We start from the raw sequence: 13,441 nt of genomic DNA on the forward strand, positions 1-13,441 counted from the left end.
GCTAGATGCCGCTCATGATGCCTTCGTCCGTGACCTGGATGCGTTCGGCGGCGGGCACCTTCGGCAGCGCGGGCATGCGCATCATGGTCCCGGTCAAAGCGACGAGGAAACCAGCGCCGTTGGCGATTTCAAAGTCGCGCACCGTGATGGTGAAACCACGCGGGCGTCCGCGCTTCTTCGCATCGTCGGAGAGCGAGTCCTGCGTCTTGGCCATGCAGAGCGGCAGCTTGTCGAATCCGCTGCGGGCAAAGAGCGCGAGCCTGGCTTTCGCTTCATCGGTGAGCTGCACACCATCAGCGCCATAAATCTTCGTGGCGATGGCGGTGAGCTTTGTTTCAACGCTGTCGTCAGGTTGATAAAGAAAGGGCAGCGGCGCGGACTCCTGGGGCAATGCGGCGAGCACTTTTTCCGCGAGCTGCATGGCTCCGTCACCGCCATGAGAGAACACATCGGCGGTGGCGCTGGGCACACCACGCGCGGCACAGAACTCATGCACAAGGGCGAGTTCTTCCTCAGAGTCGTTGGTGAAACGATTGACTGCCACGATGACCGGACGCTGGAACTGAGCGGCGCTGTCGAGATGCGCGGCGAGATTGTCGAGACCACGCCGCAGTGCCTCCGTGTCGGTCTGCGTGAGCTGGTCCAACGCCACGCCACCATGCATTTTCAAAGCGCGAATGGTTGCCACGATGACGATCGCCGCAGGTGCGAGACCGGCCTGCCGGCATTTGATGTGCATGAACTTTTCACCGCCGAGATCGAAGGCGAATCCGGCTTCGGTCACGGCAAAATCGGCATAGGCGAGCGCCATGCGCGTCGCCAGCACCGAGTTGCAGCCATGCGCGATGTTCGCAAACGGCCCGCCGTGCAGGAAGGCAGGCACACCTTCCATGCTCTGCACGAGATTCGGCATCAGCGCTTCGCGCAACAATGCCATCATGGCTCCGGTGACGCGGAACTCTTTGGCGAAGACCGGCTCGCCCTCCGGTGTGAAGCCGACGACGATGCGTTCGAGACGTTTGCGCAGATCCAGCAGCGATTCAGAGAGGCAGAGGATCGCCATGATCTCGGAAGCCGCAGTGATGTCGAAACCTGTGACGCGCTCGGTCGGTTTGCCGACGGCGGTGCGCACGATGCGCAGGGCACGGTCGTTCATGTCCATCACGCGTTTCCACAGCACGTGCTCCGGCTTCAGAGGCGCGTCGCCGAGGAAGAGATGGTTGTCGATGACGGCGGAGAGCAGGTTGTGCGCGCAGGTGATGGCGTGGAAGTCGCCGGTGAAATGCAGATTGATCGCATGCGCGGGCCGCACGCTGCTTTTGCCACCACCCGTCGCGCCGCCCTTGCGGCCAAACACCGGTCCCATCGACGGCTGACGCAATGCGAGCGCGACGCTCTGCCCGATCTTTTTCAAACCCTGCGCCAGACCGATGGAGACGGTCGTTTTGCCTTCACCCGCCGGTGTCGGCGTGATGGCGGAGACGAGGATCAGCTTCCCGCGCGCCGGTTTTTCCTGGAGGGCTTTGAGGCTGATCTTGGCCATGTCCCGCCCATGAAGAATGAGGTGCTCGGGTGAGATGCCGAGTCCGGCGGCAATGGGGGAGATCTCCGGGTGCATGGCGATGGAAGCGCGCATGATGGCAAGGCATGCTGCGAAGCAAAGGCTTTTCCAAGGACAAAAAGCCGCCTTTCGTGCTGATGCAAAGTTCCTTCGGGCCGATGTGCAAATCTCCACAATCGCGTCGGACTGTCCGCCGTGCCGTTCCGCTCGGATGTGACTGCCAGTCGAATCTACGAAATGCGGCTTCTGGCACTGCGTTCTTCATGCGCATGAAATCCCCGCATCTGTTTTCGGCCTTCGCTTTGATGTTCGGTGCGTTATCGCACGGCGCGGATTTGCCTGCGCTCTACGAAAGCGATTTCAAAAGCACGCGCTATGGACGCATCCCGGATGGCTGGCGGGATGAGATCGCGGAGCGGCCGAGCCGGGGCTGGGTGGTGGATGGGAAGGGGTTGGTGCGGCCGGTGCTGAAGCTGCACACGGGACTGCTCGTGTATGACGGCTACACCGCGAATGTGAAACCGGCGCGAGTGCTGGCGGATGCGCGGCTGGTGGCGGAGTTTCAAAAGACGGAGGACGAGGCGGTGGCGTTTGGCATCGCAGGACGCGTGGTGGATGCGCGGAACTATTACCTCGCTCGGTTCAGCGGCACGGACCGGCTGGAGTTGGTGAAGGTGAAGGATGGCATGGAGACAGCGCTGGATTTTCGCAAGCCGGTCACGGAGGTCGCGTCGCGTCCGACGGGCATCGTGACGTTGCGGTGCTATCGCGAAGGCGAGCGCTGGACGCTTTCGTTCTCGTTGGAAGGTGATCACCTCTCCGCCGTCGTGAGCGATGCCAAAGGAAACGAGCAGGCGCGAATCGCGGCGGTTGATGGCAACTTCAAACAAGGTCGGCCGGGATTGTGTGCCACGACTTTTGCGGCAGCGGCGTCATTTCGCGTCGAGGCGCTGGCACCGTTTGAAGCGAAGGCGGACGCGGCGCGATTGGCGAAGCGGAACGCGGTCATTGCGTCGGAGCAGCCAGATTATCCGGTCGTGCAGCCGCTTTGGAAGAGCATCGACACGCCACGCGCGAAGATCGCGGCGGAATACGATGTCGTCATCGCGGGCGCGGGCACCGGTGGCTGGGCGGCGGCGGTGCAGGCGTCGCGCATGGGGGCGCGTGTGCTCTTGCTCGATGAGACGGACTGGATCGGCGGGCAGATGAGTTGTGCAGCGGTCACGACGATGGATGAGGACAGCGTGTGGATGAAGTTCCCCGTGCGCGAGCGCGGGCTGTATCGCGAGTTTCACGAGAGCATGGTCACGCATTACCAGACGCTCGATAAAGACCCCTTCGTCGCCTATTACGGCTATCCCGAGCAGCATGAGGGCGGCTATGAGCCGAAGGCCGCGCGAGCCGTGCTTTACGGTTTCATCCAAGAGGCGCGTGAGCGGAAGGCGGTGCTGGATGTGAGCCTGCGCACGCGCGTTGCTGCCGTGAAAAAGTCAGGCGACACTGTGACGGGTGCGACGTTGGTTTTCGCCGATGCGGCGAAGCAAGACATCACATGCAAGGTGCTCATCGACGCCACGGAATACGGCGATGTCATCCCGCTCACCGGCGCTCGCTATCGCGTGGGCAACAGCACGAGCGACAAGATCGATCCCGCCACGCTCGTGCAGGATCACACCTGGACCTGCGTCGTGCGCGAGTATCCCGAGGGCGTGCCGGAGCATCTCCAAATCAAAGCGCCGCCTCCCGGCTACGAGACCGGCAGCGGCAAGCGCTACCGCAAATTCACCAACGACGGCATGATGCTCTGGGGTGCCGCGGGCAAGGGCATCAAAGCCAATCGTCACTGGCGCGTGTTCTTCGCGTGGCGCGGCATGGCGGACGCGGACAGCCCGCTCACCGGCCTGCGCAGCGCCGCGTTGCACACGCAATGCGGATTCAACGGCGGCAACGATTACCCGGTGACCGCTGCCACCATCGAAGATCCCGCGCAGCGCCTGCGCGATGAGCGCGAGGGCATCTACAAGACTCTCGGCGCGCTTTATTACTTCCAGCACGAGCTTGGCGTGAACTGGGCGCTCGCCGAGGACGAGGGCTACGCCACGCCTTACAACCACGCGAAGATGAAGGCGCTCGATCTGCGGTCCGATCTCGAAAGGATCGCCGTTCATCTGCCGCAGCAGCCGTATGTGCGCGAGTGCCGACGCATCATCGGCGTGCAGACACTCACGGCGCATGATCTCGGACGTTTTGAAAACGCGAAGCACGTCAGCACCGCCGTGGCGATGGGTGATTACTTCATGGACCTCGACCACGGCAAGACCGCGCACGCCATCGAGCCTGATCTCGACGCAGGCGAGCTGCCTCAAGGCGGCGGGCCGTTTCAGATTCCTTTCGAGGTCTTCATCCCTGAAAAAATCGACGGCTTTGTGCCTGCGGAGAAAAACATCTCGCAGTCGCGCCTAGCCAATGGTGCCACACGCCTGCAACCCGTCACCATGCTCACCGGTCAAGCTGCGGGCACCATTGCCGCGCTCGCGGTGAAGCAAGGTGTGCAGCCACGCGCCTTGCATCCCATCCGCGTGCAGGCCGCGCTGCTTGATGCGGGATGCACCTTGATCCAGCGCTGGCATGCCGATGTGCCGTGGGGCACGGAAATCTGGCGCGCCACACAGCTCCTCGCGCTGCATCAGCTCATGGATCGCCCCGGCGAGATCGACCGCGACAACACCGTGCCGCTCGCTGCGAAGGCCAAGTGGGGCGTGGATGATGCATTGAGCGATGAGGAACGAAATCGCGTGCTGGAACGGCTCCAAAAACTCGTTGGAGAAAAGTCCGCCATCCCGGCTGAAAAGATCACGCTGGGCGTGAAGGCCGGAGACTTTGCCATTTTGATCGCCCGCGCTTTGATTCAGTCCACCCAGCCATGAAACACCTCCTCACCCTCGCGCTGCTATTCAGCGCCATCCACGCCTTTGCCGTCGAACCACTCACCGACGCCGAAAAGAAGCGTCTCGCCGACACCGAACTCGCCGCGAAGCGCACGCCTGCCATGCGCGAAGTGGCGAAGACTCACAGCGCGGCTCGCAAAGCCTACACCGACGACCGGCGGAAGTTTGCGGCGGAGCGCGACAAGAACGCGGGCAAAGTTTATCGCGAGGCGACTGCTGTTTATGACACAGCGCTGCGCAAGGCGATTCTCGGCATCGATTCCACCATCGAGCCGCTTTTGGCTAAACAGGCCGAATTGAAAAAGCTCGGTCTCGACAAGGCGAACGAAGGCGAGTCGGTCGCGGACTCCGATTCAGCTAAGAATGACGCGATGAAGCCGCCGAAGGACGAGCCGGGGCTGCCGCGCGTGCTTTTGATCGGCGATTCCATTTCCATTGGCTACACGCTGCCGGTGCGCGCCTTGTTGAAGGGCAAGGCCAACGTTCATCGCATCCCGCAAAACGGCGGCGCGACTGAGGTGGGCCTCGAAAAAATGAAAAGCTGGCTCGGTGACGGCAAATGGGATGTGATCCATTTCAACTTCGGCCTGCATGACGCGAAATACGCCTCCGAGACGACGCAACGCGCCACCCGCGAGCAATACGCCGCGAATCTGCGCACGCTCATCACGCAGATGAAGGCCACCGGCGCGAAACTCATCTTCGCCACCACCACGCCCGTGCCGAAAGGTGGCGTGCTCTCGCCCACGCGGAAGTTCGACAGCATCGAGGAGCGCAACAAGATCGCCACGCAGCTCATGCAGGAGCAGGGCGTCGCCATTGATGATCTTTACTCCGTCATGCTGCCCGTCATGGCCAAAGTGGGCCGCGAGAACGACGTTCACTTCGCCCCCGAAGGCTACGAGGTGCTTGCCAAAGCCGTCGTGGCGAGCATCGAGACGCAGTTGAAGTAGATTCGATTGGCAATCGAATCGGTTTTAGACAGAGGAATGGGAGACAAAGGAATGGATCAGAAAGGAGCCTTCAGATCATTCCTCTGTCTTTAATTCCTTTGTCCAGGGATTGGGGATTCGACTGCCAGTCGAATCTACGAAACAGCAACACCGCAGTGCATGGTGACGTTCTTTGTGCATGAGACGCGCACTCCTACTCGCCACCTTCCTGGCATTATGCAGCCATGCAGTCGCGGACCAAGCAACGCCAGCACTCGCGAATCCGGCTGAGGAAGCCAAGAACGCCAAGCCAAAGGCTGCTCCTCCCGTCAAGCCGCCAACCGAAACGGAACTCCGCGCCGTGATCACCAAGGGACTCGGCTTTCTCGGAGCGGCGGGTGACAAGTGGATGGAGGACAAGAACTGCAACAGTTGTCACCACATGCCCTTGCTGCTTTGGGGGAATCGCGAGGCCAAGGCGCGTGGCTTTGCGGTTGATCCCAAGAAATACGACGAATGGTTCGCGTGGGCCGTCGAGCGCGAGGCGGACAAGAAACCAGGGCTGGAAGAAATCGCGCTCATGATTCTCGCCCTGCCGGATCGACCCGTGCCTGAACTGACCAAGCTGCTGGCTGCGGAACAGAAAGCCGATGGTTCATGGACTCCGGCGGGGCAGTTCGCCACGATGCAAAAGCGTGGTGCCCAGGATGCGCAGGCGAACTCGACGCGGCTCAGTCTCCTCGCGCTCGGCACGGCACAGCCGATGAAGTTTGAGGCTGATGGCTCGAAGCTGAAGGCCAGCGCCATGCTCCAGAAGAAAGACACGCCCACATCCATGGAGTCGCTCGTCTTCCGCACTCTTTACGCAAGGCTCTTTGGCAAGCCCGAGGAGACCACGGCGCTGATCAAAGACATCCTGAAACACCAGCGCAGCGATGGCGGTTGGAGTTCGTTCATCGGCGAAAACATGAGCGATCCACTCGCCACCGGCCAGGCGCTTCATGCTCTGCAACCCGCGTCATCTGATCCGCCCACTGCCGCCGCCATTGCCCGCGCCCAGCACTGGCTCATCAAGACGCAGCGTGCCGATGGAAGCTGGCTCAGCGACATCACACACATCAGCAAGCTCGACCGCAGTGGTGACGCGAAGGCCAAGTCCTTCCAGGCCGCCACCGACATCTACACCTACTGGGGCAGCGCCTGGGCGGTGATCGGTTTGCTGCAGAGCGTGCCGGTGAAGTAGTGTTGGCTCGATTGCTTTGTTCGCCAGGCGAAGCACCGTCAGACATATCTGTGACGGAATAAAATAATAGACATCTCAAGCGCAGCATGACTTTCGGACAACCAACAGACTTCTCTATTGAGGTGTATCACGAACCCTCCGGCCCCGAGTGGGGCGGCTTCGGTCGCATGGCAATCGTCGTCCAAGGCGTCGAACTCGGCGATATTCGCGAGAACCACTGTTCACTTTTCCATGCAGCAGATCGCCTTAGAGAGCTGCCTCCGATCATTGGAAACTTTTGGGATGAGTCTTTCGATGGGTTATCCGATGCCGAGATATTTGCCGTTGTGGATCAGGCACTATATGGCTCGGATGATTCTAATGCGGAGCGTTATCGTCGTTTCGACTTTCTAACGAATACCGGAGAGCAGTTTGACGACTCCAAGACATTCATTGTCTGCCGTCCAGACGGACGTGTCCACATCCTCTACCAGTTACGAGATGACACATCAGGGTCAGCTTGCTGCCTCGCTCAGACCTTCCGCCAAGCAGCCGAGTCTTTCGTGTGCTGGTTCGATGAACAAGTGAGGACTACAGCGCCTCCATATTATCCGGTTGAGCCATTCCTTTCTCCCTGACACCGAAATCTTCCGTTCTTCATGATTCGCCTCACCACAGTTCTTGGTTGTCTCCTGTTGCTCCAAGATCTGTGAGCAGAAGCCGCAGGGACACGGAAATCATCTGCGCTTCGCTGGAAGCAGGGCCGTGAAATCACTCGCGTCAGGCCTTCGGTGCATGAGTCCAGTCAGTCCAGGCCATGCATGGGCCGGCAGTCTTCTTGCGCGATGTTGCACTCGACATGTGCTGGCTGAGAATCAAAAATCTTCGTGGGTTTACGAACCCGCTGTCGTGATACGGGATGAAGTCCATCAAGCCCAATCCACACTAATCATGAAACTGCATTCTCTCATCACGACCTTCGTGCTCGGCATGACGGTACTTGTTCATGCTCAAGACAAGCCCGTGCTTCAAAGCGCCGCCGCAGGTGTGACGAAGAATCCGAATCCAAATCCCGACGGCAGCATGGGTCTTGGTGCGGGAACGTTGGTGAACATCGTGGCTGAAATCGAGCGTCGTATTCCCTATTGGCCTCGGGAAGAAGGGGCGGAGCAGTCGGAGATGCCAAACCTTGTTTTTGCGAAGGAAACCCGCGATGCCGTGGTGCCGGGTGACCTGGTGCTGCGGCGTGTCACTCCCTTGCAGGCGCTGACACTGGCGGCGGCGGCGGCGGATTGCATGTTGGAGCCCATTTTTAGTCCGGCGGGAGAGGAAGATGAGGGAGGCGGTTTTGGCGGAGCCAGCAGCGACATCAAGTCACCGCCGATCATCGGCTATCGCATCGTGCTGGCCTCTGCGCTCAATCGCGGAGCGTCGCCGGTTGCGCAGCAGCTTGCGGAGCTGGCTCGACAACTTGCGGCGATGCATTCGTCACTCGGGGAGAACCACCCAAGCGTGGTCGCGCTTCGCGAGCGCATCAGGCATCTGGAGGTGGAGAGTGGGGAGGAGCCGGGCGCGCTCAGCGGAGTAGGGCTTGTGCTCTCAAAGAAGGATGACGGCATCGTGGTCGGGCAGGTCGTTCCCGGTTCGCCGGCCTCGCTCTCGCCAGCCATCCAGCCCGGCCAGCGCCTTTTGAGCGTGGCTGAAGCGGGCAAGGAGGATGTGGATGTCACCGGCCTCGCCTTGGAGAAGGTGGTGCAACTGGTTCGGGGTCCGCCCGGAACGTCGGTGACGATCACGTTCGGAACTGATACGGACAAAGGCCCGACCAAGCAGGCGATCTCGCTGGTGCGGGCGAACATTCCGCTTCCGCCTTCCGAGAGGATGCTGACGCAGGTGAAGGCGGTGGATAACAATACTGTCAGTTTTAAGCCGTTGATCTTCAATGCCAATGCAGCTCTTGCGGAGACTCCCAAGGAGAACCATCGGCCCTTCGTGAAAGTCTATGCGCTTGGGACCATTTTCACCGGCAACATTCAGGAGATCGGGGAGAAGCAGCACCGTTTTGAAAACCTGGTGCGTGACGCCCTCGGGCAGTCAGAACCGGAAGGCGATGTCTTGTCCCATGATAAGTCCTCAGCCAAGGCAGGCGCATCCAATGGGCCATTCACTGCCGTGAAACAGGCGGCGACGCAGCCGGAGTTTTCCTACCACTATGAAACGCGGGCACTCGTGGTGAAAGCGACCACCGCGCAGCATGAAATCGTCGAACAAGTCATCAAAGCCCTGAAGGAGAACGCGGCGCAACCGGCCGTCCCCGGACGTTAGCCGCACGCAGCAGACGCAACGTGTCACATCAGCCACCAGACTCGATCCCCGCACCACCGTTCCGATTTCTCATGGATCAAGCGGAGCCACTTATCCCTGCGACGTTTCCGGTCACGGAATCGTTCGCCTTTGGTGATGTGCCCCGGCTGACCACGGCGCTGAAGCGTGGTGACGAATCGGCCTTCGCGTGGCTGCATGGCGAGTGGAGCGTGCGCATCAATCGCTACTGCTTCGCGCTTGCCGCAGGTGATGAGACTTTCGCGGGCGAGATCGCGCAGGCGACGTGGCTGCGTCTCATGCGGCACGTCCGCGTGATGAATGATGAGCCTGCGCTCTGGAGTTGGATCGCGTGTGCTGCGCGTCACGCCGCGTCGGACCTGCGGCGCAAAGGCGGACGCTATCTGCGTGCGCTCAGTCGTTTCGCCGAATGGTGGCAGCCCGCCGTCACCGACATTGAAGACGATAATCGTCTGCCTGCCGCTTTGGAGTCCGCGCTCAGCACACTCACTCCCGATGAAAGAGCGCTCATTGAAGGCCGCTACTTTGCCAGCGAATCGCTGGAAGTCATCGCCACGCGTCACGCACTCACCGTTCGTGCGGTGGAGGGCAGGCTGGCCCGATTACGCACACGGCTGCGCGAACTCATCGCCGAAGAACTCCGATCCTCACTTCCATGAACCCTGATCCAGAAAAACTCCGCGTCCTGCTCGACGACGTGCTGCCATCGTCGAGCGAACACTGCGGCCCATCGAGCGCCGAGCTTCTCTCGATGCTGCGCAACGAACGCCATCGACGTCATCGTCGGCACACCGGCGCTGCACTGCTGGCGATCATCGCAGTGGCCGCTGGCGCACTGTTTTGGCAAAACGAGCCAACGGTCGTGGCTCCAGTCGTCCAAGCACCAGCCAAACCTGCGCCCATCACGATCCGCCGCGTGAATGACGAGGAACTCTTCGCCCTATTGCAAGGAACGCCCACCGCCGTGATGAAGCTGCCAGACGGCGGGCGCAGGCTGCTGGTCATCTCAGAACCATTTCCCTCGCCACGCTGACCTCATCATGAAAATCACCCTCACTCTCGGTGTCGCCATCATGCTCGCGTGCATCGTTTGGTATGCATGGCCGAAACCCGCCGCGCCGCTGCAACCAGCCGCTGCGGCCAAGGCGGTTTCTATTCCCAAGAAAATGCCAAACGCCCCCGCAAAGGAGCAGGATGCAGAGACAAAACATTACCGTCCCGCTCCCGTTTCAGCCCAGGTGCAGCAAAAGGTCGAGGCCATCCTGCGTCGTCACCAAGGAATGACCAAAGAGCAACTGCAACGCAGCGCCGAACTCAACAAGCTCATGGATCGCTTCATCGCCGTGCTGGGGACACCTGAGATGCAGGTGAAGATGGAACAGCGCATCGCGGCCATTCCGCCCGTGAAGGGTGCCGAGCATGGCACTCTGAAGATGGACTTCGACATGCTGGACGATGCCCATGGCAGAGCCTGGCTGGAGGCCGCCGTTTCTGATGACACTCAACGCATCGAGGACTGGGTGCTCAACACGCTTGATGGAGCCATTTTCGAGTTCGCCTTTGATCCTGCATTGGAGAGGACGAGCAATGGCGTGAGCGTGCAACCCGGCACCACCGCGAAGCCTGAACCGTCAGCTGATGACAAAGCGAAGGACTGACCCTGGCTGCCGGTCGTCGAAAGATCGAAGACTTGATCACATCGCAGTTGGCGAAGTGACGCGCATGTACGCCATGCTCGTAGCGTGGTTCATTTGGCCCCGCCGCCGATTTGCACCGGCCAGAACAGCTCCTCGGGCAGCGCGTAGGTGGCCGCAAGCTCGTCGTGAACTGGCGATGTGCCTTCCTGATACAGTTCGATCACAGCGCGCTTCGTTGCCAGTTCGGTCTTGCTCAACGAAACACGCCGGCCCGGTGATTCCGGCGGCGGACGGCCGTGGACGACATAGGTGAACAGGGTGCCCCGATAACCGGCGGCCTTTGCGGCATCACGCACAAACCAACCGGCTGCCCGGTGATCACCGTGGCTGTCGGCGTCATTGGTGACGTAGATCTCCTGCGGCTGGCAGCGCTGAATGATCTCCGCGATGTCCGCGATGACAGCCCCCTTGGTGTAGGGCGCGGGTTTGCCGTGCGCCAGCGAGTGATAATCGCGTACCACGCTGCCGTAGGTCTCGCGCTTGTGCGTGAAGCGCTGGCGAAACGGAGTCGTCCCTTCCTTCTGGTAGATGCGATCCAATCCGCCATCTGGGTAGCCCAGAAAAATGAGATTCTCCGCCGGGACACCGATCCGCGCCATGCCACGCAGCGAATGCCGCTGCCGCAGTGCCGCCAGCTTGAGGAAATCCTCAGGCACCAGCTTGTCGATGTCTTTGCCAGCCACGGCGGCGGCAGCCCGATCAAAACCATCTCCCGCCGTGATGACCACGACGCCAACCCGCTGCTTCCGCTCCATAGCTTGTAGCATGACACCCGTGCAACCAATGGCCTCGTCGTCCGAATGCGGCGCGAACACCAGCACATCAAAGGTGCCAAGTTTCCACCCACTGGATGCCTGCCCTGGCTCCGACAGCGGAGCATCGGGCGAGCAGCCAACGACCGCGATGACGAACAATGTGGCGGCGCATCGAATGAGTTTCATCATGGCTCGTAACTCCACCCAGCCGCACGGATCGCACGGCGCGCGTCGGGATCCCACGAGTGCAGCGTGGACTCATACAGGCCGAACGAAGCGACGCCGCGTCCGCTGTATGCCTTCGCCAGCGCCTCGACCGTTTCCGGCCTGAGGAACCCTTTGCGTCGCGCCCAGTTGTTCTTGGGATCGGCGTCGTCGAAGTGATCGGCGCCGGCGAACGCCTTCCCCTTGGTGCCGACGGCGGCCACCGTCGCGTCCATGGTCGGGCGCGGACCGTTGCCGCTATACCAGTGCGCGTCCACGATGGTGTTCACGAGCCCGGCTTCGATGAACTCCTTGCCGCGAAAACCGAACGCCTCGGGGCCGCTGGTGCGCACGGAGATTTCGATCTCATTGCCGATTGCCTGGCGCAGTTCGACGAGGAAGGCGTGCAGGTATTCCGAGAACAGCTCCTGGATTTGCGGATCGTGATACACATCCAACGGCTCCATATCCTTGCCGAACTTCTTCTTGAACGCCTCAGCTACGATCGGCTCGAAGCCGGCGATCGGCGGATGCCGCAGAAAGTCGAGCATGATGCCTTTCGTGCCGGTCGAGGCGATCTGCTTCATAAAGCTGACGTAAAACGTGCGCACCTCGGGATACGCGAAGCTCAGCACGCGCTGGTAGGGCCTGAGCGTGTAGGGCAGTGTGGGAATGCGTTTACCGGCCTCGTTCTTTTTATACGCGAGCATCTGCGCGCGGAACTCGGGATGGTCGTGCCAGAAGTTCGCATACGGCGGGCGGTTGAAATTGGTCATCCGCACCATCGCGTGAACGTCCGTGCCGATCGTGCGACCGTAATCGACGGCGACCTTCAGCGGATCGAAGCGTTTCGCGAGGCCGAAGAATTCGTTCCATCCGCCCAGGCAGTTGTTGTTCTTCTTCTTGAAGTCCGCTTCGTCTTGCTCGCTCCAGCGCGGCGCGGCGGCGGGCACGGCGAGCGAGTTGTCCAGGCACGTGCCGAACGTGCGCCAGTAAATGCGCCCAAAGCCCGCCTGCTGGTGCCGCCAGATGATCGCGTGAATGTCTTCCTCGCTCTCCACGGTGCCGTTCCAAAAGATTTCGTCCACCGTGTCGAGCATCGCGAACAGCCTCTGATCAGGCGGCGGCAATTCGATCTCGTGCTTTGCCGCGGCGACTTCCTGCTCGCTCATCGGCACGAGGCGCAGGTGCGAGATGCCGCCCATCCAGCCCGCGCCCGGATGCTGCATCGGCGCGGGCGGCTGGAGAATGTGGATCTTCTTCCCCGTGAGGTCCGCGGCTTTCCAATACGCCTCGCCCACGCGGCCGGTCGTGACGCGCGGCGCCTGCAAAAACTCGGGGAACTTCTCGCCGGAAATTTTCCCGAAGAGGTGCGGCAGGCTCCAGACCTCGATGGTGTCGTAATACAGGCCGGCGTAGATGCGATACCAGCCCTTCACCTTCGGATCGACGACCAGCTCCGGCACGCGCTTCGGCGTGAAGCGATACATCGGGATCACCTGCCAGAGGCTGTCCGGGTTGTGCGGCTTCTCGCTCGGCTCGCCCGCCATGAGGATCGCGCCCTCCGGCGCGCCCCATTCCTTCGCATTGCGATTGAGCCACCACTTGCCCGGCGTCGGCGCATCGGCCATTTGCTCCGCAGTTGCCAGCTTTGCGGCGGGGATGACGATCTCGCTGCGCTGAGCCAGCGAAGGTGTCGCCAAAGCAACGGCGATGATGCAGACAACATGGATAAAAAGCGGCGTGTTCATGCAGGGATCAGGTGTTCGCTACGGGTTG

General features: G+C 61.1%; 11 protein-coding genes. 8 read left to right on the forward strand and 3 right to left on the reverse strand.

Annotation, left to right across the window (positions count from 1 at the left end):
- Position 1 precedes the first annotated feature (1 nt).
- The gene (locus U1A53_RS03540) at positions 2-1,636 is read right to left on the reverse strand and encodes a formate--tetrahydrofolate ligase (protein ID WP_322279020.1); all 1,635 of its coding nucleotides are present in this window, start codon (positions 1,634-1,636) and stop codon (positions 2-4) included.
- A 194-nt stretch (positions 1,637-1,830) separates the two neighbouring features.
- Here U1A53_RS03540 and U1A53_RS03545 point away from each other — a divergent pair, with 194 nt between their 5' ends.
- From U1A53_RS03545 to U1A53_RS03580, 8 genes are all read left to right on the forward strand, one after another.
- Positions 1,831-4,488 (forward strand): FAD-dependent oxidoreductase, encoded by a 2,658-nt coding sequence (locus U1A53_RS03545; protein WP_322279021.1) that lies wholly within the window; start codon positions 1,831-1,833, stop codon positions 4,486-4,488.
- Positions 4,485-5,462, forward strand: coding sequence for an SGNH/GDSL hydrolase family protein (locus U1A53_RS03550; RefSeq protein WP_322279022.1), 978 nt, complete (start codon positions 4,485-4,487; stop codon positions 5,460-5,462). Before U1A53_RS03545 ends, U1A53_RS03550 begins: the two co-directional genes overlap by 4 nt.
- A gap of 178 nt (positions 5,463-5,640) precedes the next feature.
- The gene (locus tag U1A53_RS03555) at positions 5,641-6,684 is read left to right on the forward strand and encodes a prenyltransferase/squalene oxidase repeat-containing protein (protein ID WP_322279023.1); all 1,044 of its coding nucleotides are present in this window, start codon (positions 5,641-5,643) and stop codon (positions 6,682-6,684) included.
- 86 nt (positions 6,685-6,770) lie between these two features.
- Entirely contained in the window at positions 6,771-7,301 is a 531-nt protein-coding gene (locus U1A53_RS03560) for a hypothetical protein (protein WP_322279024.1), read from the forward strand.
- A gap of 313 nt (positions 7,302-7,614) precedes the next feature.
- Entirely contained in the window at positions 7,615-8,988 is a 1,374-nt protein-coding gene (locus U1A53_RS03565) for a PDZ domain-containing protein (RefSeq protein ID WP_322279025.1), read from the forward strand.
- 71 nt (positions 8,989-9,059) lie between these two features.
- A complete protein-coding gene (locus tag U1A53_RS03570) occupies positions 9,060-9,665 on the forward strand; it encodes a sigma-70 family RNA polymerase sigma factor (RefSeq protein WP_322279026.1) in 606 nt (201 codons plus the stop codon).
- The gene (locus U1A53_RS03575) at positions 9,662-10,039 is read left to right on the forward strand and encodes a hypothetical protein (RefSeq protein WP_322279028.1); all 378 of its coding nucleotides are present in this window, start codon (positions 9,662-9,664) and stop codon (positions 10,037-10,039) included. Before U1A53_RS03570 ends, U1A53_RS03575 begins: the two co-directional genes overlap by 4 nt.
- A gap of 7 nt (positions 10,040-10,046) precedes the next feature.
- Positions 10,047-10,664: a hypothetical protein gene (locus U1A53_RS03580; RefSeq protein WP_322279029.1), complete on the forward strand. Its 618-nt coding sequence runs from the start codon at positions 10,047-10,049 to the stop codon at positions 10,662-10,664.
- Positions 10,665-10,753: 89 nt separating this feature from the next.
- Here U1A53_RS03580 and U1A53_RS03585 read toward each other — a convergent pair whose 3' ends face one another.
- Both U1A53_RS03585 and U1A53_RS03590 read right to left on the reverse strand, forming a co-directional pair.
- A complete protein-coding gene (locus tag U1A53_RS03585; RefSeq protein ID WP_322279030.1) occupies positions 10,754-11,647 on the reverse strand; it encodes a PIG-L family deacetylase in 894 nt (297 codons plus the stop codon).
- Positions 11,644-13,413, reverse strand: coding sequence for a hypothetical protein (locus U1A53_RS03590; RefSeq protein WP_322279032.1), 1,770 nt, complete (start codon positions 13,411-13,413; stop codon positions 11,644-11,646). The genes U1A53_RS03585 and U1A53_RS03590 overlap by 4 nt, the downstream gene beginning before the upstream one ends.
- Positions 13,414-13,441 lie beyond the last annotated feature (28 nt).

This window comes from Prosthecobacter sp., assembly GCF_034366625.1.
Lineage (GTDB): Bacteria > Verrucomicrobiota > Verrucomicrobiia > Verrucomicrobiales > Verrucomicrobiaceae > Prosthecobacter.